Raw genomic sequence first — 24,802 nt, forward strand, 5'->3', positions numbered from 1 at the left:
CGCGGTCGGACCGACGGTCGGACCGGTTTTACCCTTCGGCGTCGATTGGGTGCTATGGACGAAGCGCGGCCGTTCACCTACGACGGCGGACGGGTGGACCCCGGCGAGACCGAGAACGTCAGATACACGGTCAGCCAGACGTATCTCGGCGATCCCGTCCGGATGCCGGTCACGATCGTCAACGGCGAGGGCGCGGGGCCGAGGCTGTTTCTCGCGGCGGCGGCCCACGGCGACGAACTCAACGGCGTCGAGGTCGTCCGCGAGGTCGCCCACGAGTGGGATCTCGCCGACCTCTGCGGGACGCTGGTCTGCTGTCCCGTCCTGAACGTTCCGGGGTTCATCGCCCAGCAGCGGTACCTCCCGGTCTACGATCGGGACCTGAACCGCTCGTTTCCGGGCCGAGACGACTCGACGGGCGCAAAGCGGATCGCCAACGAGATCTTCCGGAACTTCGTTGCACCCTGTGACTACGGGCTCGACTTCCACACCTCCACGCGCGGACGGACCAACATGCTCCACGTGCGGGCCGACATGGCGGACGAGCGGGTCGCGCGACTGGCGAAGTCGTTCGCGACGAACGTCGTCATCGCCTCGGACGGTCCCGGGGGAACGCTGCGACGCGAGGCGACCGACGCGGGCGTCCCGACCGTCACCGTCGAGATGGGGGAAGCCCACCGCTTCCAGCGGGACCTGATCGACCGAGCGCTCGTCGGCGTCCGCTCGGTCCTGGCGGAGTTCGGCCTCCTGCCCAGCGCGTCCGTCCACTGGCCGGGCTGGCGGACGATCATCGACGGGAGCGACGAGAAGACGTGGATCCGGGCCGACGCTGGGGGCCTCGTCGACATGCACTTCGACCGCGGTGCCTTCGTCGAGGCGGGCGACCCGATCTGTACGATCGCCAACCCCTTCAAGACCGATCGGACGGTCGTCGAAGCACCGTTCACCGGACTGCTGGTCGGGGTGCTGGAGAACCCGCTCGTCTACCCCGGCAACCCGCTCTGTCACCTCGTGAAACTCGACGACCGGACCCAGCGCGCGCTGGAGCGCAACGGCGGGATCGACGATCGCGCGTGAGCGACGTGTCGTGTCACGCCGAACGTGAACTACCGATCATGTTTGCCGGGAGCGCGCGTACGTTGTAGTAACTTCTATTTGTCCCCGCTCCAAGTGCTGGGTGTATGAGTCAGTCTTACAATCGCGGCACCGTCGAGGACTTCGGACGGTGGCGGGACTTCTCGGCCGGGATGTGGGCGTGGATCTTCCACAAGTTCACCGGCTGGGTACTCGTCGGCTACCTCTTTACCCACATCGCCGTGTTGAGCACGGCGATTCAGGGGGAGGCACTGTACAACGGCACCCTGCAGGGACTCGAAGCCCTGCTCGTCGTTCGCTTCCTCGAGGTCGGCCTGCTCGCCGTCGCCGTCTTCCACATCCTCAACGGGCTCCGACTGCTGTTCGTCGACCTGGGTATCGGACTCGAAGCACAGGACAAGAGCTTCTACGCGTCGATGGTGCTGACGGGCGCGATCGTCGTCGCCAGCATCCCGACCTTCCTCGGGGGGAAACTCGTCTAATGGCCGAACACTACTCCTCTTTCGAACGGAAGGGATCGCGGTGGCTGCTACAGCGGATCACGGCGGTGTTCCTGATCGGCGTGCTGGCCTTCCACTTCATGCTGCTGCACTTCGTCAACCACGCGGCGGAGGTCACGCTGGCCGGCACGACCACCCGGATGAGCTCCATCGGCTACTTCACGACGATGTGGCTGTTCCTCGTGACCGCGACCTTCCACGGCGTCAACGGCGTCTACAACGCCCTCATCAACCAGGGTCTGACCGGGACTCGCAAGCGAGCGGTCAAGTGGGTGCTGGTCGTCGCCGGTGTCCTGCTGATCGCACAGGGAACCCGCGTCGCCGTCGCCATGACCAACCTGATCTAACCATGAGTACGATCGAACAGGAGACAGAGACCGAAGAGACGACCGACGAGTCGGCCGAGCCGACCGTCGAATCACCGGGCGAGCGCCGCCGGGCGGAGAAACAGGAGCGGGCGCAGGCCCGAGAGGACCAGCGCGTCGACGAGGAGATCGACCACTCCGAAGAGACGATCACGCTCAAAGTCTTCCGCTACGACCCCGAAGTCGAGGGGAAAGAAGAGCCGCGGTTCGACGACTTCACCGTCCCCTTCCACAAGGGGATGACCGTCCTCGACGCGCTCATCTACTCGCGGGACCACTACGACTCGTCGCTGACCTTCCGCCACTCGTGTCGGCAGGCCGTCTGTGGGTCCGACGCGCTCTTCATCAACGGTCGCCAGCGGCTGGCCTGCAAGACCCAGATCGCCGATCTCGACGCCGGGACGATCCGGATCGAGCCGCTGCCCCACCAGGAAGTCGTCAAGGACCTGGTCGTCGACATGGAGCACTTCTACGACCAGATGGAGGCCGTCGAGCCGTACTTCGACGCCGACGAGCTGCCCGACGACGAACTCGAAGAGCAGCGCCAGGACCGCGAGAACCGCGAGAAGATCAAGATGTCCACGCGCTGTATCTGGTGTGGCGCGTGCATGTCCTCGTGTAACATCGCGGCCGGCGACAACGAGTACCTCGGGCCGGCGGCGATCAACAAGGCCTACCGCTTCGCGATGGACGAACGCGAGGGCGAGCAGCGCAAGCAGGAGCGACTCCGTATCATCGAGCAAGAACACGGCGTCTGGCGGTGCCAGACGCAGTTCTCCTGTACCGAGGTGTGTCCGAAAGACATCCCACTGACCGAGCACATCCAGGAGCTCAAACGGGAAGCAGTCAAGAACAACCTCAAGTTCTGGTAATCCTAAGGGAGACTAACAATGCACGAACACGACGTGATCGTGGTCGGTGCCGGCGGTGCCGGCCTCCGAGCGGCGATCGCAGCCGACGAAGAGGGTGCCGACGTGGCACTCGTCACGAAGCTCCACCCCGTCCGGAGCCACACGGGCGCGGCCGAGGGTGGCATCAACGCAGCACTGCGCGAGGGCGACGACTGGGAACTCCACGCCTACGACACCATGAAGGGGTCGGACTATCTCGGGGACGCCCCCGCGATCGACACCTTCGCCCAGGACGCCCCCGAAGAGGTCGTCCAGATCGAGCACTGGGGGATGCCGTTCTCCCGCGAGGACGACGGCCGCGTCTCGCAGCGTCCGTTCGGCGGGATGTCGTTCCCGCGGACGACCTACGCCGGTGCGGAGACGGGTCACCACCTGCTGCACACGATGTACGAACAGGTCGTCAAACGAGGCATCGAGGTGTACGACGAGTGGTACGTCACCAACCTCGCCGTCACCGACCACGACGACCCGGAAGAGCGCCACTGTCACGGGGCCGTCGCCTACGAGATCGCGACCGGCAACGTCGAGGGCTTCTGGGCCCGCGACGGCGTCATCCTCGCGACCGGTGGTCTCGGACAGGCCTTCGATCACACGACAAACGCCGTCGCCAACACCGGCGACGGCTGTGCGATGGCCTACCGCGCGGGCGTCCCGATGGAAGACATGGAGATGATCCAGTTCCACCCGACGACGCTGCCCTCGACGGGCGTGCTCATCTCCGAAGGCGTCCGTGGCGAAGGCGGGATCCTCTACAACGACGAGGAAGAGCGGTTCATGTTCGAACACGGTTACGCGAACAACGACGGGGAACTCGCCTCTCGTGACGTTGTCTCGCGGGCCGAACTCACCGAAGTCAACGCCGGCCGCGGCATCGAGGACGAGTACGTCGACCTCGACATGCGCCACCTCGGCGAGGAGCGCATCCTCGATCGCTTGGAGAACATCCTCCACCTCGCGGAGGACTTCGAGGGGGTCGACGGCCTCGACGAACCGATGCCGGTCAAGCCCGGCCAGCACTACGCTATGGGCGGCATCGAGACCGACGAGAACGGCGAGACCTGTATCAGCGGACTCTACGCTGCCGGCGAGACGGCCTGTGTCTCGCTGCACGGCGCGAACCGTCTCGGGGGCAACGCGCTGCCGGAACTGCTCGTGTTCGGCGCACGCGCCGGCCACCACGCCGCGGGCAAGGACATGAAGACCGCCGAGATCGAGACCGGCCGCTCTGCCAAGAGCGAGGACGGCGACGTGTCGCCGCCCGTCGAACCCGGCGCGATCACGGCCAACGGCGAAGGCGACGTTGCAGCGGACGGTGGTGAGCGATCCTCGTCGGACCGTCGGTCTGACGCTGCGATGGTCGAGCCCAAGGAGACGCTGGAACACACCGTTCAGCAGGAACGAGAGCGAATCGAGTCGCTGCTGGAAGCGGACGGCATCAACCACGCCGAAGTCCGCTCGAACGTCCAGGAGACGATGACGGAGAACGTCAACGTCTTCAGAAAAGAGGAGAGCCTCAACGACGCGCTGCGTGACCTCCGGCGCGCACGCGAGCGCTACGAGGACGTCGCCGTCGCCGACCCCTCGCGCACCTACAACACGGACCTGATCCACACCATCGAGACGCGCAACATCCTGGACGTGGCCGAAGCGATCACGCTCGGCGCACTGGCCCGCGAAGAGTTCCGCGGCGCTCACTGGCGCGCGGAGTTCCAGGAACGGCGCGACGAGGAGTGGATCAAGCACACGATGCTGGCCTGGGACGACGGGACGCCGGAGCTGTACTACAAGCCGGTCCTGCTGGAGAGCCAGTGGAAAGAGTACGAACCCAAAGAGCGGTCGTACTGACCACTCCGTCGTCGCGGCGTCGACGACGCTCGCCGCTGTCGACGCGACCCGCGACCTGATCGCCGGTCAGCTGGCGTCGACGCGTTTTCTCGACCCCAACCGCTTAGGCAGTGGCACACTTCCCTCGTGGTGATGCGACTCACCGGGACCGTCGTCGCCGACGCCGACACCGTCTACGAGGACGGCGCGGTCGTCACGAGCGGTGACGAGATCGTCGCAGTCGGGGACCGCCAGCGTCTGGTCCGGCAGTACCCGGACCACGACAGCCGATCGTTCGACATCGTCGCGCCGGGGCTGGTCGGCTCGCACGTCCACTCGGTACAGAGCCTCGGACGGGGGATTGCCGACGACGAAGCGCTGCTTGACTGGCTCTTCGATCACGTCCTCCCGATGGAGGCTGCCATGGACGCCGAGCAGATGCGGACCGCGGCGACGCTTGGCTACATGGAGTGTCTGGCCAGCGGCGTCACGACCGTCGTCGACCACCTCTCGGTCGCGCACGCCGACCAGGCTTTCGAGGCGGCCGGCGAGATCGGGATCCGCGGCCTGCTCGGGAAGGTGTTGATGGACTACGACGCCGGGGCGCTACAGGAAGACACCGACGCGGCACTGGCCGAGTCCGAGCGCCTCATCGAGCGCTATCACGGGGCCTTCGACGACCGGATTCGCTACGCAGTCACGCCGCGCTTTGCCGTCTCCTGTACCGAGCGCTGTCTCAGGGGGGCTCGCGATCTCGCCGACGCCTACGACGACGTGCGCATCCACACGCACGCCAGCGAGAACCGCGACGAGATCCAGACGGTCGAGGACCGGACGGGCATGCGCAACGTCGAGTGGCTCGACGAGGTCGGCCTGACGGGGCCAGACGTGACGCTCGCCCACTGCGTCTGGACGGACGAGACCGAGCGGGCGATCCTCGCCGAGACCGACACCACCGTCGTCCACTGTCCCAGCTCGAACATGAAACTCGCCAGCGGGATCGCGCCCGTCGAGGCCTACTTGCAGCGGGGGATCACCGTCGCGCTGGGCAACGACGGCCCGCCCTGCAACAACACGCTGGATCCGTTCACCGAGATGCGCCAGGCGGCCCTGCTGGCGAAGGTCGGCGAACTCGACGCGACGGCGCTGCCGGCGGCGACCGCCTTTCGGATGGCGACCGAGCACGGGGGGCAGGCGACTGGCTTCGACGTGGGCGTCCTCGCGCCGGGTCGGCCGGCCGACGTGATCGGCCTCGCGACGGACACCGCCCGGGCGACGCCGGTTCACGACCCGCTCTCGCACCTCGTCTTCGCCGCCCACGGCGACGACGTTCGGTTCACGATGGTCGACGGCGAGGTCGTCTACGACGACGGCTCGTTCGCGAACGTGGACGGCGCAGCCGTCCGCGCGGACGCTCGACGGCACGCAGATTCGATCTACGCTGAGATCTCGTCCAAGGATTAATGCCCGTCTCGTCCCAACGACCGGCCGCGGAAGGGTGGCTCAGTGGTAGAGCGCCGCGACCGACTCCAGCATCGGTCGGCGGTCGTCCCTTCAGGGCTTCGCGTGGTTCGAATCCCGCCCCTTCCATCGTGCTCCGAACGACAGTGCGGAGCCGATGGTGACGCGCGGATTCGCGCCCTGGCAGACGAGCGCAGCGAGTCTTCCTCTGGTTCGAATCCCGCCCCTTCCATCGTGCTCCGAATGACAGTGCGGAGCCGATGGTGACGCGCGGATTCACGCGCTCTGGCAGACGAACGAAGTGAGTCTTCCTCTGGTTCGAATCCCGCTCCTTCCATCGTGCCTCCCATCCGGCGGCGAGCGACGCCGCGCTGTCGATTTTTCGTCGCGAACTGAGCCACACGGCGCGAGGCTGGCGACCGTGTCTCGTACGAGTGCTTCGGCTATCGATCGTGAAAAGCGTAGGAAAGGGGTGGTGGGTGGTGGTGGGTGCTGGCACCGGGGTGGTGCCGTACTTACACATTGTCGATGGATGGTAATAAATGCGTCGGCCAAGTATCAATGTAGATAATTGGAGCGAACGATCGCCGTTCTATCGTCTCTGACAGTACCGTTCGGGTGTTCTCCCCAGTGCTGACGAGCGGTTACCGGTTCCCTGGCGACTCTCCCGAAGTAATCGAGGCGGACACTGCAGGGGCTCGAATCCGCTCGTGTCGATATTTCTGTTCGCTGACGTTCGCAGCAAGAATGCGTGGGACCGGATTCGAACCGGAGGAAGACGAGCGTAGCGAGTCTTCCAGGGCTCGAATCCGCTCGTCCCATTCCTGCTGCTCACGAGTTTGTTCGCAGCAAGAATGCGTGGGACCGGATTCGAACCGGCGGACCCCTACGGGACAGCGCCCTCAACGCTGCGCCGTTGGCCTGGCTTGGCTACCCACGCTCGTTGCGTCGTGCGCATTCAGTCCTATTCCGTGGTTGGGTAAAAGCGCTTTCGTTTGCGACTCTCCGCGCGAACCTCTCACACTCGCGACAAAGCGGGCATTTCAAATACGTTCGGTCCGCTACGGCCCGCATGGCAAAATACTCGACCGGCAGTGGCAGTGGCAGCGCCGGCGAGAGCTGTGAACTCTGTGGCGCGTCCGATGCGGACCTCGAAACGGCGAACGTGGCGGGGGCGACGCTGCAGGTGTGTGCGGACTGCTCTCAGCACGGCGAGACCTCGAAAACCGAATCGTCGGACGGTTCTCGTGGTGACCGAGACACCGATCGAAAGCGCCGTGCGGCCCAGAACGCGGCCAAGATGGCCGACGCACAGCAGCCCGACGCCTCCCACTGGGAGGACGGCACGAACTACGAGGACGATCAGCTCCCGTATCTCGTCTCCGACTACGGTTCCGTGGTCACCGAGGCCCGCCAGGACGCGGGCCTCCAGACTCAGGAGCTGGCCGAGGAGCTGAGTGTCGACGAATCCGACGTTCTCGCCGTCGAACAGGGCCGCGCGACGCAGGCCGGCGTCGGCGGTTCGGTCGTCGCCAAGCTCGAAGACTTTCTTGACGTCGAACTGGCCGAGTGACGATCGCGTCGTGGCATCTATTGGCAAGGGTGCTGTACGTGGTGTATGCACCTTTCGTCCGAGCAGCGTGCTATCCGTGACACCGTCCGCGAAGTCGCGGCCGAGGAGATCCGGCCGGTCGCACGCGAGTGTGACCGCGAGCAGACGTTCCCCGAGGACGCCTGGGACACGCTGGCCGAAATCGACGTGACCGGCCTGACGGTTCCCGAAGCATACGGCGGCCTCGACGTCGATCGCCAGACGTACGCGGTCGTGAACGAGGCCGTCGCCCACGGCTCGTTGGCGGTGGCGACCGCGCTGTCGGTCCACTGTCTCGCGACCTCCTGTCTCGCGACCTTCGGAGACGAGCAGCTCCGGGAGGCGTGGCTCCCGGACATGGTTGCGGGCCGTCCGGTCGGGGCCTTCGCCCTCTCCGAGCCCGAGGCGGGGTCGAACCCTCGTCAGATGCAGACCGTCGCGCGCCGCGAGGGCGACGAGTACGTGATCGACGGCGAGAAGGCCTGGATCACGAACGGGCAGCGCTCTGGAGTCGTGATCGTCTTCGCGAAGACCGACCCGGACGATCCGAACTCGGTCACCCAGTTTCTCGTCCCCAAAGACAGCGACGGACTGACCGTCGGTTCGAAAGAGGAGAAGCTGGGGCTGCGAGCCAGCGACACGACGACGCTGACCCTCGATGATGTCCGCATTCCAGACCGGTACCGGCTCACCGAGGAGGGTCGCGGGCTCGCTGCGGCCCTGTCGATCCTGACCGGCGGACGGGTCGGGATCGCCGCACAGGCGGTCGGTCTCTCGCAGGCGGCCCTCGACGAGGCGGTCGACTACGTCACGGAACGCGAACAGTTCGACGGCCCGATCGGCGACATCCAGAGCGTCCGGCACACGATCGCGGAGATGGAGACGACCGTCCGGGCCGGCCGCGAGCTGACCCACGCGGCGGCGCGGGCCATGGACCGCGGCGACGACGCTCGTGCGAGCGCGAGCGTCGCGAAGTACTTCGCGACCGAGGGAGCCGTCGACGTGACCCAGCAGGCCGTCCAGCTCCACGGCGGCTACGGCTACACGTCCGAGTTCGACGTCGAGCGGTTCTACCGGGACGCCAAGGTGACGACGATCTACGAGGGGACGAGCCAGATCCAGAAGAACGTCATCGCCCGGTCGCTCCTGGGGGAGTGACCGAACGCTCTTGTCCGTCGGGGCCGTGCGCCCGCACATGAGCGCCGACTACGACGCCGTCGTCTACGACCTCGATGGCACGCTCGTGCGTCTGGCCGTCGACTGGGACGCGGTCGCGAGCGACGTCGACGACGTGTTGCGAGAACGCGGCGTCGACACGGCGGGCCACTCGCTGTGGGACATGCTCGAACTCTCGGAGGAGCGGGGCCACCGCGACGCGGTCGAGTCGGCCATCGCCGATCACGAACGACCGGGAGCGCGCGACTCGGAGCGACTCCCGCTGCTCGACGAACTGCCCCTGGACGTTCCCGTCGGCGTGTGTTCGCTCAACTGCGAGGCCGCCTGTCGGATCGCTCTGGAGACTCACGGCGTCGACGGTCACGTCGATGCCGTCGTCGGCCGGGACTCCCTGTCGACGTACAAACCCGATCCGGCCCCGCTCCGGGCGCTGCTTTCGGAGTTCGACGTGTCGCCGTCGGCGGCCCTGTTCGTCGGCGACTCGGACAGCGACGCGACCGCCGCGCGACGCGCGTCGATGGACTTCCAGTGGGTCCGCGAGCGTCACTCCCTGTAGCGTGCGTAGGCGTACACACCGGCGGCGGTACAGAACCAGACGACGGCACCCACCCGGATCGCGAACTCGGCCCACTCCGCCCAGCCCGTCAACTGGACGAACAGCGAGAGGGTAGCGACGATCGGCGCGCCGACCAGGATGGTCGTCACGAAGGTCATCTGCATGACCCAGCCGAAGTCGACGCCCTCCGGGTCCGTCTCCTCGACGTGTGGCATGGCACACACTCGTGGTGTCCGGCGCTAATCAGTTACGGAACCCTCGAACGCGCGTGCCTGTCATACGAAACGACAACCGTCCGTATCAGTGCATGGCAGGGCTTATGCGCCGGGGCATCCCAGCCCAATCCATGCGGGCCAATGACATTCGCGCGAAGGCAGGTGAGGAGCCGGTGACGATGCTGACGGCCTACGACGCACCGACCGCGACGGTCGTCGAGGAGGCCGGCGTCGACATCGCGCTGGTCGGCGACTCGGTCGGAAACCTCCGTCTGGGACACGACTCGACGCTGCCGGTCACGGTCGAGGAGATCGCCAGCCGCACCGCTGCGGTCGCGCGGGCTACAGCGGACGTGTTCGTGCTCGCGGACATGCCCTTCCTCTCGTACGGTGCCGACGAGGCCGAGGCGATCCAGAACTGCGGTCGCATGGTCAAGGAGGCGGGCGCGGACGGGGTCAAACTCGAATCCGGTCCCCACACCGTCGACCTCACTCGTCGGCTGACGCAACTGGGCATCCCGGTCCAGGCACACCTCGGACTGACTCCACAGCGCGAGAACGAGACCGGACTGTTCCGCCAGGGCACCGACGAGGAGTCCGCGACGGAGATCGTCGAACTCGCGCAGGCCCACGAGGAGGCCGGCGCGTTCTCGCTCGTCCTCGAACACGTCCCCGCCAACCTCGGTGCGGCGGTCACGGACGCGCTCGACATTCCGACGATCGGCATCGGTGCCGGCCCCGACTGCGACGGCCAGGTCCTGACCGTCGACGAGGTGATCGGCCTCTCTGAGGACGTGGCTCCCTTCTCGAAGCGCTTTGGCGACGTGCGCGAGGAGATGGCCTCCGCGATCGAGGGGTACGTCGACGCCGTCGAAGACGGCACCTTCCCGGCCGACGAACACAGCTACGTCGAGGACGAACTGGACGACCTCTACTGATCGCGGGCCTGAAAGATTGAATACGCTGCACGGAAACGCTAGAACGTGTCAGAAGACGATCCCGGCCCCGAACGAAACTAGCAAGTAAGACAATTCGTTTTCTGGACTGTGGTCGCGATTGTCGTCGGATTCGTGCTACTCTTTGTCATCCCGAAACTGATCTAATTGTGTCCTGTCACCGTCGACTGCCCGCCACACGAAATGGTCACATGCTCCCTGCCGAAATCAGTACGTTCTGGCCAGGTGAAAGATCCGCCACTCACTGAGCAGTAGCCAGGGCTGTTTCGACGACCGAAGCGGCGTCACGGCGATGGTGTGGGTTCGATATCGCGGAGAAACGTTGCGACGGCGTCGTTGAATCGTACGGGTCGTTCGACCATCGCGAGGTGTGCCGCGTCGGGAACCGTCTCGCACCTTCCTCGCGGAATCTCCTCCGCGAGGGTCTCGTGGTAGGACGGCGGCGTGAGTCGATCGTGTTCGCCACACAGCGCCAGCGTCGGCACGTCCACGGTGTCGAGTCGGTCTCGCACGTCGAATCGATGGCAGGTCTCGAAGTCTCGCCGTGTCACCGACTGTCCGACGGCACGCATCGTCTCGATGGAGTGCTCGCGCGCACGCTCTGGCGGGTCGTGGAAAAGCATGTCCTCGCCGTGCAGGAACGAGACGGCGGCCTCGAAGTCGGCCGCCAGATCGTCTCGGAGCGTCTGGACGACTGGGAGCTTCGCGCCGCTGCCGGCGAGGACGAGCCCGTCGAGCGGGACGGCGCGCCGCAGGACCGTCGCCAGTGCGACCGCACCGCCGAGCGAGTTGCCGACCAGGACCGTCGCGTCCGTCGCTTCGGCGACGGCCACCACGTCGTCGACGTAGCTCGTCAGCGTCGCTTCACCCGGTGCGGTGTCGATGTCCTCGCTCGCACCGTGACCGCTCAGATCGAGCGCTGCGGCCGACGACGCCGGACCACTCGGCGCGTACTGCTGGCTCCAGAGCGCGTGGGTGCTGGCGCTGCCGTGGACGTACAGTACTGTGGCGCTCTCGCCCTCGCCGGTGACGGACCGGTACGCCGTCGTCCGTCCGTGGTGTTCGACCGTCTCCATACCACCGCTTTCGTGGGGGTCTCGTATAGTGGTGGGGCCGGCGTCGGTGTGAACCGCAATCAGTGGGTTCTTCGTCTGGTCGAACGCCTTGTTGCGGTTTTCGACGAAAGGTTTATATAGTTGTCTCACTAACTCGTAGTTAGCATGACTGACCAACAGCAGCTTGTCGGCGATGCCCCGCTACGACGCTACGAGTACGACGACGCCGTCGTGCTGGCGGCGGATATCGGCGTCACCGACGACGCGACGGTCGATGTCGTCGACGACACGGCGATCGTCGTCGTCGGTGACGAGCAGTACGACTTCGATCTCCCGGCGGGTGACGCACGAGCGTTTATCCGCAATGGGGTTCTCACTGTCGAGATGAGCGAGGTGTCCCACTGATGAAACTTACGGTAAAACCCCTCAAGCAGAAAGACGCCGGACGCGGTCTCGCGGCCGTCGACCGTGCAGCGATGGACGAGATGGACCTGGAGAACGGCGACTACATTGTCATTGACGGCGACGGCGGTCGCGCGGTCGCCCGTGTCTGGCCCGGATACCCTGAAGACAGCGGCAAGAACGTCGTCCGGATCGACGGCCAGCTCCGACAGGAAGCCGGCGTCGGCATCGACGACCAGATCGAGGTCGAGAAGGCAGACGTACAGGTCGCAAAGCAGGTCACCGTCGCCCTGCCCCAGAACCTCCGGGTGCGGGGCAACGTCGGTCCGATGATCCGCAACAACCTCAGCGGCCAGGCGGTCACGCAGGGCCAGACGGTGCCAGTGAGCTTCGGGCTCGGTCCGCTTTCGAGCATGAGCGGCCAGAAGATCCCGCTGCGGATCGCCGAGACTGAACCCTCTGGGACGGTCGTGGTGACCGACCAGACCGACATCGAAGTCAGCGAGAAGCCGGCCGAACAGATCGCGGGCGACGCCCCGACCGAGGGCGGCGGCGAAGCCACGCCGGACGTGGCCTACGAGGACATCGGCGGCCTCGACAGCGAACTCGAACAGGTCCGCGAGATGATCGAGCTGCCGATGCGCCACCCCGAACTGTTCCAGCAGCTCGGCATCGAGCCGCCGAAAGGCGTCCTCCTGCACGGGCCGCCGGGCACCGGGAAGACGCTGATGGCCAAGGCCGTCGCCAACGAGATCGACGCCCACTTCACGACCATCAGCGGCCCGGAGATCATGTCGAAGTACTACGGAGAGAGCGAAGAGCAGCTCCGCGAGGTCTTCGAGGAGGCCGAGGAGAACGCCCCGGCCATCGTCTTCATCGACGAGATCGACTCGATCGCGCCAAAGCGCGGCGAGACCCAGGGCGACGTGGAACGCCGTGTCGTCGCACAGCTCCTCTCGCTGATGGACGGGCTCGACGAACGCGGTGACGTGATCGTCATCGGCGCGACCAACCGCGTGGACGCGATCGACCCCGCACTGCGCCGCGGCGGCCGCTTCGACCGCGAGATCGAGATCGGCGTGCCGGACAAGGAGGGTCGAAAGGAGATCCTGCAGGTCCACACCCGCGGGATGCCCCTCTCCGAGGACATCGACCTCGAATCCTACGCCGAGAACACGCACGGCTTCGTCGGTGCGGACCTCGCACAGCTGACCAAGGAGGGCGCGATGAACGCCCTGCGGCGCATCCGCCCGGACATCGACCTCGAATCCGACGAGATCGACGCCGAGGTGCTCGAATCGCTGGAGGTCTCCAAGCAGGACTTCAAAGAGGCGCTGAAGGGGATCGAGCCCAGCGCGCTCCGCGAGGTCTTCGTCGAAGTCCCGGACACCTCCTGGGACTCGGTCGGCGGCCTCGAAGACACCAAAGAGCGCCTGCGCGAGACGATCCAGTGGCCACTGGAGTACCCCAGCGTGTTCGAGCAGATGGACCTGCAGGCCGCCAAGGGCGTCCTGCTCTACGGCCCGCCGGGCACCGGGAAGACGCTGCTGGCCAAAGCCGTCGCCAACGAGGCCCAGTCGAACTTCATCTCGATCAAGGGCCCCGAACTGCTGAACAAGTTCGTCGGCGAGTCCGAGAAGGGCGTGCGCGAAGTGTTCAGCAAGGCCCGAGAGAACGCCCCGACCGTCGTCTTCTTCGACGAGATCGACTCGATCGCGGCCGAACGCGGCTCGGGCGGCGGCGACTCGCAGGTCGGCGAACGCGTCGTCTCCCAGCTCCTGACCGAACTGGACGGGCTCGAAGCGATGGAGGACGTGGTCGTGATCGCCACGACCAACCGACCGGACCTCATCGACTCGGCGCTGATCCGGCCCGGACGACTGGACCGCCACGTCCACGTCCCGGTCCCCGACGAGGACGCTCGCCGGGCGATCTTCCAGGTCCACACCCGCGGCAAGCCACTCGCCGACGGCGTCGACCTCGATCAGCTCGCACGGAGGACCGAGGGATACGTCGGTGCCGACATCGAAGCAGTCGCCCGCGAGGCCTCGATGGCCGCGACCCGGGAGTTCATCAACAGCGTCGACCCCGACGACATCGACGACTCCGTCAGCAACGTCCGCATCACGATGGACCACTTCGAGCAGGCGCTCGACGAAGTCGGGCCGAGCGTCGACGAGGACGTGCGGGAACGCTACGACGAGATCGAAGAACGGTTCGATCACGCCGAGGCGGAACTGGACGACGGCGAGACGGCCTCGCGAACCTTCCAGTAGTACCGTTTTAGTCCTCGGATGTCCTCGGCCGCCAAAGGCGGCCTGTGGGCACCGCTCGTCGTGAAAATCTACGCTAAAAACGGTCCGCACGTCGCGCCGCCGGCACGCTTGCGGTGAACTGCGGCCGAAAGCCGCGGATGTTCTTCGGTCAGTATCGCACGACCTCTTTTCACCTCGAGTTCGCGACGCGAACCGCTCGGCGAACAGCCAGTCTCGCGAACGTTCCAGTCGTCCGCGATCCGGTTTACTGAATTTTCGGCTCGGACGCGGCCTCCGTCCGGAGCTGGACGAACGCGTCGGCCAGGATCCCGTAGTTGACGATCGTGATGATGGAAATGATCGAGAGGACCACGATCTGTCCGATAGCCGGGCCAGCTATCGTGACGAGGGAACTCAGACCGCCGACCGCGCCCGCGACGATCCCGACGATCAAGACGAGTCCGAACAGCCGCCAGCGGTTGCCCGTCGCCAGGTCCCAGCTCCGTCGGAGTGCGTCGACCGGTCCCTGATCTTCCACGCCGATCGCGAAGAAGACGAAGGTGAAGCTCACCGACAGGAAGAGACCGGGGATCACGAGCGCGATCAGACCCAGCGTGACGGCGATCGAGACGAGGACGTTGGCGACGATGGCCGCCAGCAGTGCCCGTCCGACGCGGTGGGTGAACAGCTCGCTCGGGAGCGACGACAGCTCGCTGGAATCCCGGACCAGGAGCCGCGTCGCGACGAGGAGGATGTACGTCCCGAACAGGATCGAGACCACTGCCAGCAACCCGGAGACGCTCGTCGAGATCGGCAGCGTCAGCCCGATCTGTCCCTGTTGGGCCGTGTCCGGCAACATCCCGGCGACGGCAGTGTTGATCGAACCGACGAACACCAGTTGATACGCGATGGTCAGTACCATGAGGACGATACCACTCGTCGACAGCGCACGTCGGCTCCCGCGGCCGAGTGCAGTTCCTATCTGGAGGGTCACGACCGGATTCACTCCCGGACGGGACTTAAACGGTGAGCGTGATTTACAGGGCCAGAAAGTCTGTGCTTTTGTCTATTAAAGGAGAGAAGAATTTGCTATACATCCACCATTTCGCGTAGCTATCGGGATAGATACCTGTATAAGGTATATCGATGCACGAGACCACAATTAGGGAAACGGTTTTTAGCGACCGTGCCACGAGTCCCAGTAACATGGTACAGTGTGACAGCTGCGACGGCGAAGTCCGCGAAGTGTGGCGACACCGCAAACACGCCGAATCGATGACCCACCGGCGTATCGAGTGGGTCTGTCCCGACTGCCACCCCGAGCTGCCCGCGACGGTCGAGACGCCGACGAGGGCCGGGCGGGCCATCGCCGACGGGGGCCAGCCGACTGCAGCGTGTCCGATCTGCTCGGCCGCGACAGTCAACGGACAGGGCCTGTGCAGTTGCACCGAGTGTGGCTGGACCGGACGGCTCTGATACCGTCGTCCGTCACGATCTCCGACCCGTCTTCGCGAGGGCCGCACGGTAGCTCCCGTCCCAGCCGGGCCGGACCACGTCTTCGACGCTCCAGGGGCCCGGGACCGTCGCTTCTCGCAGTCGCTCCGGGCCGAACAGTCGAAACTGCAGAATCTCGCTCGTCTCGCCCTCGTACTCGAAGGTCATCACCCGATGGGCGAGTCCCGGCGTCGGGTCCGCTCGGTAGCCGACGAGCTCTTCGACGCCGTCGGCGGCCGGATCGTAGCTGTGGACGACGGCGGTCGCGTCCGCCGTCGTGACGTGGGCCAGATCGGCGAGAAACTGCCGGAGTCCGTCCATCGAGCCCGCGAGACAGATCTGCGTGCCGATAGCCAGTGCCGACTGGAAGCGGTCGCGCTCGAAGCGGTCGGGCAGCGCGAACATGTCGCCACGTCTGGGGTCCTCGACGCCTCGCTCTCGCATGGTCTCGACGAGCGCGTCGCTTGGGTCGATGGCGACTGTCTCGAACCGCTCCTGGAAGTACAGCGCGTGTCGGCCGGTGCCCGCGCCGAGATCGAGCAGGGGGCCGTCGAGCCAGGATTCGAGCCACTCGCCGTGGCCCTCGCCGTCGAACGGCTCGAAGTAGAACGCCTCGATGGGGTGGTGTTCGGTGTCGTCGCCGTCTCTCACGAGCAGGGGAGCCGTCCGCTCTCCTCGGTGGTGGTCGCGGATCGCGCGGCCGAACGCGTCGGACATGGACGACGGTGGTCGCTCCTCAAATTTGTGTGTTATTGTGACATGGTGTCGTGGGACGTGGGGCCGATCGGCCGCGTCAGTCCAGGTCGGCCAGAATCTCCTCGGCGTGGCCCTCGGGGGAGACGCCCTCGTAGACGCGTTCGATCACGCCGTCGGGGTCGATCACGTACGTGTTTCGGAAGACGCCGTCGAAGGTGTTTCCGAACATGTTCTTCTCTCCGTAGGAGTCGTACCGGGCGGCGACAGCGCCGTCCTCGTCCGACAGGAGCGTGAACGGGAGGTCGTACTCCGCCGCGAAGGCCGCCAGGTCGTCGACCGGGTCGTCGCTGACTCCCAGGACAGCGACGTTTCGATCCGCGAACGCGTCCCACTCGTCGCGGAAGCCACAGGCTTCTTTCGTACAGCCTGGCGTGTCGGCTCGGGGGTAGAAGTAGAGGACGACACGCTGGCCCTCGTACTCCGAGAGCGCCACGGTCTCGCCGTCCTGCTCTGGCAGTTCGAACGTCGGGGCAGTGTCTCCGGCTTCGAGCATGTCGCTCTCTCCGTGGGGGCGTCCCAAAGCCGTGGCGTTCCACGAACGCAACCGCCTTGTCCGCGCGGACTAACCTCCGGCCATGGAACGACTGGTCCGAGAGCGTACCGAGGTCCTGACGGCTCTCCTCACGATCGTCTCGCTCGCGCTCGTCTTCGGTGCCGTCTTGCGGGTGGGTCCCGCGACGGCGCTGCCCGCAGCGCCCGACGCCGTCCTGGCAGCGATTCCCCACGCCAACGCGGCGATCAGCGCGACCGCGATCGGGACGATCGTCGTCGGCGTCCGTGCGGTCAAGCGTGGCGACGTTCGACGCCACAAGCGGCTGATGGCGACGACGTTCGCGCTGTTCGTCGGCTTTCTCGCCCTCTATCTGTACCGCGTCTCGCTGCTCGGCCCGACCGGTTTCCCCGAGAGCGCGCCGGCCTGGGTCGAGACGTACGTCTACTTCCCGGTACTGGCCGTCCACATTCTGCTCGCGATCGTCTGCATCCCACTGGTGTACTACGCGCTCTTGCTGGCGTACAGCTATCCCGTCGCAGAGCTACCGGACACGCCACACCCGCGCGTCGGTAGGGCTGCCGCCGGACTGTGGCTGATCTCCTTCGCTCTCGGCATCGTCGTCTACGTACTGCTGTACTGGCTGTTCTGATACGGACGGTTGTCGGACTGTACCGGTGAGCGTCGCCACGGGGGAGACGCTCACCGTAAGCAACTACACCTTTCCGTATGATACGGTCAACAGAAGATCGCGCGGCTCAGTCGTCGGCTTCCATCGTCTGGTCGCCGATGACGGGCCGGTCGACGTCGCGGTCGGTCTCCTCGCCCTCGATGTCGTAGGGGTACTCGCCGGTGACACAGCCAAGACACAGCTCGTCTTGACCCTTGTCGAGGCTCTGTGCGATGGCCTCGACCGAGAGATACGACAGCGAGTCGGCCTGGATCTTGTCGCGGATCTCTTCGATGGACCGGTCGGCCGCGATCAGCTCGTCGCGGGTCGCCATGTCGATGCCCATGTAACACGGCGAGATGATCGCCGGGGCACCGATGCGGACGTGGACTTCCTCCGCGCCTGCGTCTTTCAGCAGCTCGATCAGCTGCGTCGAGGTCGTCCCGCGGACGATCGAGTCGTCGATGATGGTGACGGTCTTGCCCTCGATCGTCGACTTGATCGGGTTCAGCTTGAGCCGCACTGCCCGCTCGCGCTCGTCCTGAGTCGGCATGATGAACGTCCGGCCGACGTACCGGTTTTTCATCAGGCCCTCGGCGAACTCGATGTCTGCACCGCTCTCCTGGGCTGCCTCGGCGTAGCCGGAGGCGAAGGCGCGCCCGGAGTCGGGCACCGGGAGGACGACGTCGCTGTCGACGCCGGATTCGTCCCAGAGCTTCCGGCCCAGTTCGCGCCGTACCTCGTAGACCAGATTGTCGTCGATGGTCGAGTCGGGGCGCGCGAAGTAGACGTGTTCGAAGAAGCAGTGGGCCGTGTTCTCCTGTTCGACCAGCTGGTAGCTGTCGAAGCCGGTGCCGTCGTCGTGGAGCACGACCAGCTCGCCGGGCTTGACGTCTCTGATCAGCTCGCCGTCGAGCGTGTCGATGGCGGCCGACTCAGAGGTGAGGACGTAGCCGTCGTCGAGCTTGCCGATGCACAGCGGTCGGTTGCCCTCCGGGTCACGAACGCCCATGACGGTGTCGTCGTGAGAGATCGTCAGGGCGTAGGAGCCGTGGATCCGGGACATCGTCCGCTTGACCGCGCGGACGAGGTCGGCTTCGAGGAGATTTCGCGCCAGATCGTGGGCGATGACCTCCGTGTCTCCGTCGCTCGTGAAAGCGTGGCCGAAGTTCGCGAGCTCGTCGCGAATCTCGTCGGCGTTGACGAGGTTCCCGTTGTGGGACAGTCCCAGCGAACCCGACTTGAACGAGACCGAAAAGGGCTGTGCACAGCACGAATCGACGCTGCCGGCCGTCGGATAGCGAACGTGCCCGATCCCGTTCGAGCCGTTCAGCGACGCCAGATCGTCGGGGTCGAACACGTCGCCGACCAGCCCCATCTCGACGTGGCTGTGTTGCTGGAAGCCGTCGTGGGTGACGATGCCGGCCGACTCCTGGCCGCGGTGCTGGAGAGCGTAGAGAGAGTAGTAAAGCGGGCGGGCGGCGTCACGGTCTTGGAGTGCGATGCCGACGACGCCGCACTTTTCGTGCATGTTGTGTTATTCGCCGGATTTGCTCTGCCACTCGTAGTCGCGGCGTTTGGCCGAGTTACCGAAGCCACACGCCGAACAGACTTTCTTCTTTGTATGATAGGACTTTTCGCCGCACCGACGACACTTCGTGTGCGTCGTGGTGTTTTTCTTACCCTGGCTCGGAGTTCCTGCACCAGTCATGGTTTGATAGAGACGACGTTGTCGCCGCGTATAATCGTTGTGTCTTCGTCTTCGATGACGAGATTCATGTGCTGATCGTAGCCCGAGAGCTCACCTTCGTACAGCTCGCCGCCCTTGAGATGTACGGTGACTGTCTCGCCCAGTGACGCCTCGAGCACGTCGAGCGGTCGTCCACTCATACCCCAACGGGCTGGCGACGAGTGTATAAACGTACCGCTTGCGGACTCACAGGTCGACGCTGAACGGTGCGAGCGCGTCGGCCTGGGCCGCGAAGCCGGCCAGGAGGTCTGCCACGGCTTCGAGGTCTGCCGGGTCGATCACCTCGACGGGGGTGTGCATGTAGCGGTTGGGGAGACCGACGTTGAGCGACGGGATCCCGCCACGCGACGTGTAGAAGGCGTCGGCGTCGGTGCCGGTTCGGTTGCCAGTCGCCTGCAACTGCACGTCGATGTCCTCGCTCTCGGCGGTGTCTCTGACCGCATCGACCAGCGCGGGGTGGTTCGCGCTGCCGCGGGCGATCACCGGGCCATCCCCGAGCGCGACGCCGCTGGAGCGCTTGCCCGGCGAGTCCGGCTGATCGGTCGCGTGGGTCACGTCCACGGCGATCGCGGCGTCCGGATCGAGGTCGAAGCCGACCATCTTCGCGCCCTGGACGCCCACTTCCTCCTGGACCGTCGAGACGGCGTAGACCGTCGCGTCGGTTCCGGTCTCCGCGGCCCGTCGGAGTCCCTCCGCGGCGGCCCAGATGCCGATTCGGTTGTCCATCCCGCGGGCCGAGAGGTAGCCGTTCTGCAGTTCGCTGATCGTCTGCTCGAAGGTGATCGGGTCGCCACGCGAGACCAGTTCCTCGGCCTCGTCGCCGTCCTCGGCCCCGATGTCGACGTGTTGTTCGTTGATCCCGGGAACGTCGTCGTCCTCGCCGTTTCGCAGGTGGATCGCCGTCTGTCCGACGACGCCGTCGATCGGGTCGTTGTCGGTGTGGACGGTGACGTGCTGGCCCCGCGAGACGGTGCTGTCCGAGCCGCCGATACGGTCGATCCGCAGGAAGCCGTCGTCGGTCACGTCCCGGACGATGAAGCCGATCTCGTCGCCGTGGCCCGCCAGCGCGACCTCGGCGTCACCGCTTCCCTTCAGTACCGCGACGGCGTTGCCGTAGTCGTCGACTCTCACCTCGTCGGCGTACGATTCCACGTAGTCGATCCAGACTCGCTGGCCCGCCGTCTCGTAGCCCGAGGGCGTCGCGGTCGAGAGCAGTTCGTCGAGAAACTTGCGTCGGTCCTCGTCCATGGTCGGGCCTTCGCCGGCATCCGTCATGTATCTTGCCGAGAGCTGGATCGTGTTCAGATAAGCCGCTGCATCTTCTGAGTTGTAGACACCGAAAGCCCTCGTCGCGCTCCGGCATTCTGTGACGGATATCTTCACTTCGTTCAGATAGTGCCGCCACAGAATGCCGGACCACGACTCGCCCTTTCATCCGCCAGGAGAGCACGCTCTCCTGAGCCTGTGCTCACCCTGTTCGCACAGACGCCAGGATTCGGCCGTTGAGCCGTCTAGACCCTGGTGGATGAAAGGGCGAGCGCAGTCGCGGGACCGCAACTGCGCGAGGGCTTTCGGTGTCTGCACCACTACGCTGACAGTCGCTTATCTGAACACTACCGAGAGCTGCAGGCGAAGCGATAAGTACCGACCGCTCGAAACGCCGCCATGGCCGAGTTCACCTTCCTCGAACTCCACCTCGACGAGGCGACGATCACCAACAACGCGCCCTATAGCGGTGCCGATCAGTCGGATCCAGACGACGAGACAGCGGACGACGACCCCGACGACGGTCGCTCGCTCGGCAGATTGCTCGCGTTCGCGCTCGCCGTCGCTGCCGTAGCGACGGTGATCGGACGCGCGCTCTCGGGGAGCGGTGAGTCCGGAGCAGCGGTCGACGACCTGGTCTGACCGGTCGACCCCGCTACTGTTTGGTCATTCATTTAAGTAGTTTCGGTGAGAACATGTCGTCTGTGAGTCAAACAGACACTCCGGAAGAACGCATCGACGAAACGACGACGTGGCCCGACCTCGCGATCAGCCTCTACGACCGCCTGACCGGTCGCAACGCCGAGATCACCTACGAGTTCGAAGACATGGAAGTCGACGTGCCAAGCGGCACCGGCGACGACGCCGACCACGCCCACTGGCGTGTCGACGGGACGCTGCGGGTCACGACCCGTGAGCAGGACTGATCGGTTCCCGCCGCTGTCGGTCGACGCGGAACTGACGCTGACCGTCGACGGCCACGAGTACCGCGTTCGTGATCGCGGGAACCGGCTCGTCGTCGACGCGCCGACGCTCCCGGCGGCACTGGCGTTGCGCGATTCGCTGCCGGAGGGCGGCGTCGGCAGGCTCCTCTCGACGACCGATCTGGCCGTCGACGTGGCGGTCCACGACGCCGTCGTCGCCACCACCGGCCCCAGCGCCGACGGCCCGGTCGCGACGACTGTCGGTGGGTCGCCGACGACGCTGCGACCCGCGGGACTGGCCACGGCACTCGTCCGCGAGGGACGGGCTCGCCCGGTCGCCACGGCGGCTCTGGTGGCGGCTCTCCTCGCGCTGGGCTGGCTCGTCGGACGCGTGATCGACGCCTTCGGCGACGACTGATTCGGAGTCCGAAGCCGGGAACGGGCCCACGGGGAGAAGGCCTATCCCGACCCGTCGCCTTGTGCGCGTATGGGATTGTACCACAGCGTGCAGGCCGTCGCCGGGGCCTCCGGTGACGGACCGATCGACTGGGACGCCGTCGCGTCAGCGGCCAAGAGTTCGACCGATCCCGGCTCGCTGGCACTCACCGATCGGCAGGAGGTGGCCTACGCCGACGACGTGCGTGCCGCTCGCGACCGCGTTCGCGACGTCGCCGACATCGGCTTCGACCTCCCGGAGACCGTCGAGATCCAGAACCGCCACCACTGGATCGACGCCAACGTCGAGACCTTCGAGCGGGTGATGCGTCCGCTCGAACAGCAAGCCGACCTCATGCCGGGCGTCGCCCGCGTCGCCAACACCGGCTCGATGGCGTTCGCGCTCTCGTTCCTGGGCCGGAACGTCCTCGGGCAGTACGACCCGCTCTTGCTGGCCGACGACGGCGACGACCACGCGCTGTACTTCGTCCACCCGAACATCGAACAGGTCGCGTCGACACTCGCCGTCGATCCCGACCGCTTCCGTCGCTGGATCGCCTTCCACGAGGTCGCCCACGCCGCGGAGTTCGGCGCGGCCCCGTGGCTCTCCGATCACCTGGAGTCGACGATGGAAGACGCCATCGGCGCGCTCACCGAGGGCTCGATCGACCGGGCCTCGCTGGGCGAGCTCGACACGACGATGACGGCCGTCGAAGGGTACGCCGAACTCGTCATGGATCGCGCCTTCGACGACGAGTACGACGACCTCCGGCGCAAGCTCGACGAGCGCAGAGGCGGCCAGGGACCGGTCGCGAAGCTGGTCCGCAGGCTGCTCGGGCTGGGGATGAAGCGCCGCCAGTACGAACGGGGCAAGGCCTTCTTCGACGCCGTCGCGGACGAGCGCGGCGTCGCGGGGGCCGGCGCGGTCTGGGACGGTCCCGACTCGCTACCGACCGACACCGAGTTGGACGATCCCGCCGCGTGGCTCCGTCGCGTCGACCCGTGACGCTCCGATGGCCAGCAAGCATATGTTCGCTGGCGTAATCCCATCTGTATGCGCACACTGGCGATTCTCCTGTCGGTCGCGCTCGTCGCGACCACGGCCGGCTGTGGCTTTCTCATCGGTGACGAAGCGCTCGCGTTCGAATCCGCACCCGCGAGTGTCGGCGACGAGACCCTCTCGGAAACTGGCTACGAGCAGACGCTCAACGAGAGCCAGACGGTCTCTCGGGAGTTCACCGTCGCGGGCCAGAGCCGGCAGGTCAACGTGACGAACCACCTCGCACAGTACGAGCGCTCGATCGACCTCGGCCCGCTGGGCGAACAGCGGGCGGCGGTGTTCGCCACGTTCTCCAGCCCGGAGGTGAGCGTCGCCTCACAGACGTTCAACCCGCTCAGTGACATGTCCAACCGCGAGCTGCTGTCGCAGTTTAGCTCCAGCTACGACGGTCTCAGCGTCGGCCAGCGGGTCGAAAACCGGACACACACGGTCCTCGGAACCGAGACGGGCGTCCAGAAGTACGGCGGGACGGCAGAGCTGGGCGGGCAGTCCATCGACGTGTACATTCACGTGACGACGGTGAAACACGACGGGGACTACGTCGTGGCGCTGGGGCTCTACCCACAGCAACTCTCCGGCGAAGAGACACACGTCTTCGCGATGCTCGACGGCCTCCAGCACGGCGAGTAAACGAGTCGGCTCTCTCCTCGTTACGTCGTAGACGCGGATCGCCACCTCGGGGTAGCAACGACGGACGGGTCGTCGGTCGTCTCAGCGACGCCGGTTCACGAAGCCAAGCGCCACGCTGTCGGGGAACACCCACCAGCCGAGCACGGCACCGGCGACCGTCCCGGCGACGCCGGCCCCACCGATCGTCGGGAGGCTGGCCGAGACGTTCAGTGCGACGAGTGCCATCGACACGCCCACGAACAGGGCGAAGCCGACGCGGAACTTCAGGAGGAACGACCGCCGGTCCTCGTCCGTGACGGAGGGCTGGACCATCAGTGAAAGCCCCTGCCAACGTCCTCGTCGACGACGTCCTCGAACTCGGCTTCGAGCAACTCCTCGGCTTCCTCGAAGGTGTCGGTCAGCTCGTCCATCTCCTCGGGCCGATCGTAGTGGTCGAAGTCCATCGGCCCGTAGGCCGGCGAGTCCAGCGCGTCCATCACGTCCTCGAACAGCGCGTCGGGCGTCGTCGGCGCGTCGGCGTGGGTTTCGAGGACGGTCTCCAGTTCCTTCGCCGTCTCCTCGGCCTCGTCTTCGTCCTCGACGGGCTGTTGGACGCCGAAGGCACCGGTCCCCTGCTCGGGAAACAGCGGATCGAGCTCGTCGTCGATCCGGCGAGCCACCTGCGATCCCACGCCCTGCACGTCGTAGGGGTTCTTGGCGTAGGTCTTGAGCTGGAAGACGCCGGCAGCCGGGTGGCCGATGTAGAGGTCTTCGCCGATGCCGCTCGCGCGGTCGCCGCCGACGGCCCGCCAGCCACCGGGATCGGCGTTCGATTCGACCACGTCTTCGAGGATGTCGTCCCACTCACGAACGCGCATGGAGCCCGTTTGGGGGCGGTTCTGAAAATACCCTTCGGTCGGTCCGATCGCCGGCTGGACCGGGGATTTCTTTGCACCCGAATCCGAGACGTGCAATAGAGCAGTCGTCCGC

30 protein-coding genes and 2 tRNA genes are annotated in these 24,802 nt (G+C 66.0%); 20 read left to right on the forward strand and 12 right to left on the reverse strand.

What is annotated here, in order from left to right; all coding sequences use genetic code 11:
• Nucleotides 1-54 precede the first annotated feature (54 nt).
• The 7 genes from HMUK_RS09975 (at nucleotide 55) to HMUK_RS10005 (ending at nucleotide 6,282) form a co-directional block, all read left to right on the forward strand.
• On the forward strand, nucleotides 55-1,074 hold the full coding sequence (locus HMUK_RS09975) for a succinylglutamate desuccinylase/aspartoacylase family protein (protein ID WP_015763030.1): 1,020 nt from the start codon (nucleotides 55-57) through the stop codon (nucleotides 1,072-1,074).
• Between the two features lie 104 nt (nucleotides 1,075-1,178).
• Nucleotides 1,179-1,574 (forward strand): succinate dehydrogenase, cytochrome b556 subunit, encoded by a 396-nt coding sequence (gene sdhC / locus HMUK_RS09980; protein WP_015763031.1) that lies wholly within the window; start codon nucleotides 1,179-1,181, stop codon nucleotides 1,572-1,574.
• Complete coding sequence (locus HMUK_RS09985) at nucleotides 1,574-1,939, forward strand: succinate dehydrogenase hydrophobic membrane anchor subunit (RefSeq protein ID WP_015763032.1); 366 nt, start codon at nucleotides 1,574-1,576, stop codon at nucleotides 1,937-1,939. Before sdhC ends, HMUK_RS09985 begins: the two co-directional genes overlap by 1 nt.
• Before the next feature lie 2 nt (nucleotides 1,940-1,941).
• Nucleotides 1,942-2,829, forward strand: coding sequence for a succinate dehydrogenase/fumarate reductase iron-sulfur subunit (locus HMUK_RS09990; protein WP_015763033.1), 888 nt, complete (start codon nucleotides 1,942-1,944; stop codon nucleotides 2,827-2,829).
• A gap of 18 nt (nucleotides 2,830-2,847) precedes the next feature.
• Nucleotides 2,848-4,713 (forward strand): FAD-binding protein, encoded by a 1,866-nt coding sequence (locus HMUK_RS09995; RefSeq protein WP_015763034.1) that lies wholly within the window; start codon nucleotides 2,848-2,850, stop codon nucleotides 4,711-4,713.
• A gap of 132 nt (nucleotides 4,714-4,845) precedes the next feature.
• The gene (locus HMUK_RS10000) at nucleotides 4,846-6,156 is read left to right on the forward strand and encodes a 5'-deoxyadenosine deaminase (protein WP_015763035.1); all 1,311 of its coding nucleotides are present in this window, start codon (nucleotides 4,846-4,848) and stop codon (nucleotides 6,154-6,156) included.
• 28 nt (nucleotides 6,157-6,184) lie between these two features.
• A tRNA-Trp gene (locus HMUK_RS10005) sits at nucleotides 6,185-6,282 on the forward strand.
• A 726-nt stretch (nucleotides 6,283-7,008) separates the two neighbouring features.
• On the opposite strand, the gene HMUK_RS10010 is transcribed toward HMUK_RS10005, so the two are convergent.
• A tRNA-Leu gene (locus tag HMUK_RS10010) sits at nucleotides 7,009-7,093 on the reverse strand.
• A gap of 132 nt (nucleotides 7,094-7,225) precedes the next feature.
• On the opposite strand from HMUK_RS10010, the gene HMUK_RS10015 reads away from it, so the two are divergent.
• From HMUK_RS10015 to HMUK_RS10025, 3 genes are read left to right on the forward strand one after another with little or no spacing between them, the layout of a single operon-like run.
• Complete coding sequence (locus tag HMUK_RS10015) at nucleotides 7,226-7,726, forward strand: helix-turn-helix domain-containing protein (RefSeq protein WP_015763036.1); 501 nt, start codon at nucleotides 7,226-7,228, stop codon at nucleotides 7,724-7,726.
• Nucleotides 7,727-7,771: 45 nt separating this feature from the next.
• Nucleotides 7,772-8,902, forward strand: a complete 1,131-nt coding sequence (locus HMUK_RS10020) for an acyl-CoA dehydrogenase family protein (protein WP_015763037.1) — start codon at nucleotides 7,772-7,774, stop codon at nucleotides 8,900-8,902.
• Between the two features lie 37 nt (nucleotides 8,903-8,939).
• Nucleotides 8,940-9,476: an HAD family hydrolase gene (locus HMUK_RS10025; protein ID WP_015763038.1), complete on the forward strand. Its 537-nt coding sequence runs from the start codon at nucleotides 8,940-8,942 to the stop codon at nucleotides 9,474-9,476.
• On the opposite strand, the gene HMUK_RS10030 is transcribed toward HMUK_RS10025, so the two are convergent.
• On the reverse strand, nucleotides 9,464-9,691 hold the full coding sequence (locus HMUK_RS10030; protein WP_015763039.1) for a DUF5822 domain-containing protein: 228 nt from the start codon (nucleotides 9,689-9,691) through the stop codon (nucleotides 9,464-9,466). The two genes, HMUK_RS10025 and HMUK_RS10030, sit on opposite strands and share 13 nt — an antisense overlap.
• Nucleotides 9,692-9,822: 131 nt before the next feature.
• Here HMUK_RS10030 and panB point away from each other — a divergent pair, with 131 nt between their 5' ends.
• Nucleotides 9,823-10,629: a 3-methyl-2-oxobutanoate hydroxymethyltransferase gene (panB, locus tag HMUK_RS10035; RefSeq protein WP_015763040.1), complete on the forward strand. Its 807-nt coding sequence runs from the start codon at nucleotides 9,823-9,825 to the stop codon at nucleotides 10,627-10,629.
• Between the two features lie 302 nt (nucleotides 10,630-10,931).
• Here panB and HMUK_RS10040 read toward each other — a convergent pair whose 3' ends face one another.
• Nucleotides 10,932-11,723, reverse strand: a complete 792-nt coding sequence (locus HMUK_RS10040) for an alpha/beta fold hydrolase (protein ID WP_015763041.1) — start codon at nucleotides 11,721-11,723, stop codon at nucleotides 10,932-10,934.
• A gap of 144 nt (nucleotides 11,724-11,867) precedes the next feature.
• Between HMUK_RS10040 and HMUK_RS10045 the strand changes: the two genes are divergently transcribed.
• Both HMUK_RS10045 and HMUK_RS10050 read left to right on the forward strand, forming a co-directional pair.
• A complete protein-coding gene (locus HMUK_RS10045; protein WP_015763042.1) occupies nucleotides 11,868-12,107 on the forward strand; it encodes a DUF7127 family protein in 240 nt (79 codons plus the stop codon).
• A complete protein-coding gene (locus HMUK_RS10050) occupies nucleotides 12,107-14,380 on the forward strand; it encodes a CDC48 family AAA ATPase (protein WP_015763043.1) in 2,274 nt (757 codons plus the stop codon). Before HMUK_RS10045 ends, HMUK_RS10050 begins: the two co-directional genes overlap by 1 nt.
• 244 nt (nucleotides 14,381-14,624) lie before the next feature.
• Here HMUK_RS10050 and HMUK_RS10055 read toward each other — a convergent pair whose 3' ends face one another.
• Nucleotides 14,625-15,353 carry a hypothetical protein gene (locus tag HMUK_RS10055; protein ID WP_223270948.1) on the reverse strand — a complete coding sequence of 243 codons (729 nt, stop codon included), beginning with the start codon at nucleotides 15,351-15,353 and terminating at the stop codon, nucleotides 14,625-14,627.
• A gap of 212 nt (nucleotides 15,354-15,565) precedes the next feature.
• Here HMUK_RS10055 and HMUK_RS10060 point away from each other — a divergent pair, with 212 nt between their 5' ends.
• Nucleotides 15,566-15,835: a hypothetical protein gene (locus HMUK_RS10060; protein ID WP_126967092.1), complete on the forward strand. Its 270-nt coding sequence runs from the start codon at nucleotides 15,566-15,568 to the stop codon at nucleotides 15,833-15,835.
• A gap of 12 nt (nucleotides 15,836-15,847) precedes the next feature.
• On the opposite strand, the gene HMUK_RS10065 is transcribed toward HMUK_RS10060, so the two are convergent.
• Nucleotides 15,848-16,570 carry a class I SAM-dependent methyltransferase gene (locus HMUK_RS10065; protein WP_015763047.1) on the reverse strand — a complete coding sequence of 241 codons (723 nt, stop codon included), beginning with the start codon at nucleotides 16,568-16,570 and terminating at the stop codon, nucleotides 15,848-15,850.
• Between the two features lie 76 nt (nucleotides 16,571-16,646).
• Nucleotides 16,647-17,102: a thioredoxin-dependent thiol peroxidase gene (gene bcp / locus HMUK_RS10070; RefSeq protein WP_015763048.1), complete on the reverse strand. Its 456-nt coding sequence runs from the start codon at nucleotides 17,100-17,102 to the stop codon at nucleotides 16,647-16,649.
• Between the two features lie 82 nt (nucleotides 17,103-17,184).
• Here bcp and HMUK_RS10075 point away from each other — a divergent pair, with 82 nt between their 5' ends.
• Entirely contained in the window at nucleotides 17,185-17,751 is a 567-nt protein-coding gene (locus HMUK_RS10075; protein ID WP_015763049.1) for a DUF420 domain-containing protein, read from the forward strand.
• 106 nt (nucleotides 17,752-17,857) lie between these two features.
• On the opposite strand, the gene purF is transcribed toward HMUK_RS10075, so the two are convergent.
• Genes purF through HMUK_RS10090 form a run of 4 tightly spaced genes read right to left on the reverse strand, consistent with a single transcriptional unit; the run spans nucleotide 17,858 to nucleotide 20,767 of the window.
• Nucleotides 17,858-19,300 carry an amidophosphoribosyltransferase gene (purF, locus tag HMUK_RS10080; RefSeq protein ID WP_015763050.1) on the reverse strand — a complete coding sequence of 481 codons (1,443 nt, stop codon included), beginning with the start codon at nucleotides 19,298-19,300 and terminating at the stop codon, nucleotides 17,858-17,860.
• A 6-nt stretch (nucleotides 19,301-19,306) separates the two neighbouring features.
• Nucleotides 19,307-19,480 (reverse strand): 50S ribosomal protein L37e, encoded by a 174-nt coding sequence (locus HMUK_RS16795; protein WP_015763051.1) that lies wholly within the window; start codon nucleotides 19,478-19,480, stop codon nucleotides 19,307-19,309.
• Nucleotides 19,477-19,659 carry an LSM domain-containing protein gene (locus HMUK_RS10085; protein ID WP_015763052.1) on the reverse strand — a complete coding sequence of 61 codons (183 nt, stop codon included), beginning with the start codon at nucleotides 19,657-19,659 and terminating at the stop codon, nucleotides 19,477-19,479. The genes HMUK_RS16795 and HMUK_RS10085 overlap by 4 nt, the downstream gene beginning before the upstream one ends.
• Before the next feature lie 46 nt (nucleotides 19,660-19,705).
• Nucleotides 19,706-20,767 carry a M20/M25/M40 family metallo-hydrolase gene (locus HMUK_RS10090; protein WP_015763053.1) on the reverse strand — a complete coding sequence of 354 codons (1,062 nt, stop codon included), beginning with the start codon at nucleotides 20,765-20,767 and terminating at the stop codon, nucleotides 19,706-19,708.
• A gap of 417 nt (nucleotides 20,768-21,184) precedes the next feature.
• On the opposite strand from HMUK_RS10090, the gene HMUK_RS10095 reads away from it, so the two are divergent.
• The 5 genes from HMUK_RS10095 to HMUK_RS10115 all read left to right on the forward strand — a co-directional run bounded on the left by HMUK_RS10095 (nucleotide 21,185) and on the right by HMUK_RS10115 (nucleotide 23,833).
• Nucleotides 21,185-21,427 (forward strand): hypothetical protein, encoded by a 243-nt coding sequence (locus tag HMUK_RS10095; RefSeq protein WP_015763054.1) that lies wholly within the window; start codon nucleotides 21,185-21,187, stop codon nucleotides 21,425-21,427.
• Nucleotides 21,428-21,480: 53 nt separating this feature from the next.
• A complete protein-coding gene (locus HMUK_RS10100) occupies nucleotides 21,481-21,711 on the forward strand; it encodes a hypothetical protein (RefSeq protein ID WP_015763055.1) in 231 nt (76 codons plus the stop codon).
• Nucleotides 21,698-22,126: a hypothetical protein gene (locus tag HMUK_RS10105; RefSeq protein WP_015763056.1), complete on the forward strand. Its 429-nt coding sequence runs from the start codon at nucleotides 21,698-21,700 to the stop codon at nucleotides 22,124-22,126. The genes HMUK_RS10100 and HMUK_RS10105 overlap by 14 nt, the downstream gene beginning before the upstream one ends.
• A gap of 69 nt (nucleotides 22,127-22,195) precedes the next feature.
• Nucleotides 22,196-23,149 carry a zinc-dependent metalloprotease gene (locus tag HMUK_RS10110; protein ID WP_015763057.1) on the forward strand — a complete coding sequence of 318 codons (954 nt, stop codon included), beginning with the start codon at nucleotides 22,196-22,198 and terminating at the stop codon, nucleotides 23,147-23,149.
• A gap of 48 nt (nucleotides 23,150-23,197) precedes the next feature.
• The gene (locus HMUK_RS10115) at nucleotides 23,198-23,833 is read left to right on the forward strand and encodes a DUF6517 family protein (protein WP_015763058.1); all 636 of its coding nucleotides are present in this window, start codon (nucleotides 23,198-23,200) and stop codon (nucleotides 23,831-23,833) included.
• Between the two features lie 81 nt (nucleotides 23,834-23,914).
• On the opposite strand, the gene HMUK_RS10120 is transcribed toward HMUK_RS10115, so the two are convergent.
• Nucleotides 23,915-24,145 (reverse strand): hypothetical protein, encoded by a 231-nt coding sequence (locus HMUK_RS10120; protein ID WP_015763059.1) that lies wholly within the window; start codon nucleotides 24,143-24,145, stop codon nucleotides 23,915-23,917.
• The gene (locus tag HMUK_RS10125; protein WP_015763060.1) at nucleotides 24,145-24,690 is read right to left on the reverse strand and encodes a hypothetical protein; all 546 of its coding nucleotides are present in this window, start codon (nucleotides 24,688-24,690) and stop codon (nucleotides 24,145-24,147) included. Before HMUK_RS10125 ends, HMUK_RS10120 begins: the two co-directional genes overlap by 1 nt.
• Nucleotides 24,691-24,802: the final 112 nt, after the last annotated feature.

This window comes from Halomicrobium mukohataei DSM 12286, assembly GCF_000023965.1.
In the GTDB taxonomy this organism is placed as follows: Archaea; Halobacteriota; Halobacteria; order Halobacteriales; family Haloarculaceae; genus Halomicrobium; species Halomicrobium mukohataei.

Bases quoted from the DNA above. Each gene is read 5' to 3' on its own strand.
- HMUK_RS10040 (WP_015763041.1), bottom strand. From the start codon at position 11,723: ATGGAGACGGTCGAACACCACGGACGGACGACGGCGTACCGGTCCGTC.
- HMUK_RS16795 (WP_015763051.1), bottom strand. From the start codon at position 19,480: ATGACTGGTGCAGGAACTCCGAGCCAGGGTAAGAAAAACACCACGACG.
- HMUK_RS10030 (WP_015763039.1), bottom strand. From the start codon at position 9,691: ATGCCACACGTCGAGGAGACGGACCCGGAGGGCGTCGACTTCGGCTGG.
- HMUK_RS10060 (WP_126967092.1), top strand. From the start codon at position 15,566: ATGGTACAGTGTGACAGCTGCGACGGCGAAGTCCGCGAAGTGTGGCGA.
- HMUK_RS10020 (WP_015763037.1), top strand. From the start codon at position 7,772: ATGCACCTTTCGTCCGAGCAGCGTGCTATCCGTGACACCGTCCGCGAA.
- HMUK_RS10095 (WP_015763054.1), top strand. From the start codon at position 21,185: ATGGCCGAGTTCACCTTCCTCGAACTCCACCTCGACGAGGCGACGATC.
- HMUK_RS10100 (WP_015763055.1), top strand. From the start codon at position 21,481: ATGTCGTCTGTGAGTCAAACAGACACTCCGGAAGAACGCATCGACGAA.
- HMUK_RS10025 (WP_015763038.1), top strand. From the start codon at position 8,940: ATGAGCGCCGACTACGACGCCGTCGTCTACGACCTCGATGGCACGCTC.
- HMUK_RS10120 (WP_015763059.1), bottom strand. From the start codon at position 24,145: ATGGTCCAGCCCTCCGTCACGGACGAGGACCGGCGGTCGTTCCTCCTG.
- HMUK_RS09990 (WP_015763033.1), top strand. From the start codon at position 1,942: ATGAGTACGATCGAACAGGAGACAGAGACCGAAGAGACGACCGACGAG.
- HMUK_RS10015 (WP_015763036.1), top strand. From the start codon at position 7,226: ATGGCAAAATACTCGACCGGCAGTGGCAGTGGCAGCGCCGGCGAGAGC.
- bcp (WP_015763048.1), bottom strand. From the start codon at position 17,102: ATGCTCGAAGCCGGAGACACTGCCCCGACGTTCGAACTGCCAGAGCAG.
- HMUK_RS09975 (WP_015763030.1), top strand. From the start codon at position 55: ATGGACGAAGCGCGGCCGTTCACCTACGACGGCGGACGGGTGGACCCC.
- HMUK_RS09995 (WP_015763034.1), top strand. From the start codon at position 2,848: ATGCACGAACACGACGTGATCGTGGTCGGTGCCGGCGGTGCCGGCCTC.
- HMUK_RS10000 (WP_015763035.1), top strand. From the start codon at position 4,846: ATGCGACTCACCGGGACCGTCGTCGCCGACGCCGACACCGTCTACGAG.
- HMUK_RS10090 (WP_015763053.1), bottom strand. From the start codon at position 20,767: ATGGACGAGGACCGACGCAAGTTTCTCGACGAACTGCTCTCGACCGCG.
- HMUK_RS10050 (WP_015763043.1), top strand. From the start codon at position 12,107: ATGAAACTTACGGTAAAACCCCTCAAGCAGAAAGACGCCGGACGCGGT.
- HMUK_RS10065 (WP_015763047.1), bottom strand. From the start codon at position 16,570: ATGTCCGACGCGTTCGGCCGCGCGATCCGCGACCACCACCGAGGAGAG.
- HMUK_RS10115 (WP_015763058.1), top strand. From the start codon at position 23,198: ATGCGCACACTGGCGATTCTCCTGTCGGTCGCGCTCGTCGCGACCACG.
- purF (WP_015763050.1), bottom strand. From the start codon at position 19,300: ATGCACGAAAAGTGCGGCGTCGTCGGCATCGCACTCCAAGACCGTGAC.
- HMUK_RS10085 (WP_015763052.1), bottom strand. From the start codon at position 19,659: ATGAGTGGACGACCGCTCGACGTGCTCGAGGCGTCACTGGGCGAGACA.
- HMUK_RS10125 (WP_015763060.1), bottom strand. From the start codon at position 24,690: ATGCGCGTTCGTGAGTGGGACGACATCCTCGAAGACGTGGTCGAATCG.
- sdhC (WP_015763031.1), top strand. From the start codon at position 1,179: ATGAGTCAGTCTTACAATCGCGGCACCGTCGAGGACTTCGGACGGTGG.
- HMUK_RS10045 (WP_015763042.1), top strand. From the start codon at position 11,868: ATGACTGACCAACAGCAGCTTGTCGGCGATGCCCCGCTACGACGCTAC.
- HMUK_RS09985 (WP_015763032.1), top strand. From the start codon at position 1,574: ATGGCCGAACACTACTCCTCTTTCGAACGGAAGGGATCGCGGTGGCTG.
- panB (WP_015763040.1), top strand. From the start codon at position 9,823: ATGCGGGCCAATGACATTCGCGCGAAGGCAGGTGAGGAGCCGGTGACG.
- HMUK_RS10075 (WP_015763049.1), top strand. From the start codon at position 17,185: ATGGAACGACTGGTCCGAGAGCGTACCGAGGTCCTGACGGCTCTCCTC.
- HMUK_RS10110 (WP_015763057.1), top strand. From the start codon at position 22,196: ATGGGATTGTACCACAGCGTGCAGGCCGTCGCCGGGGCCTCCGGTGAC.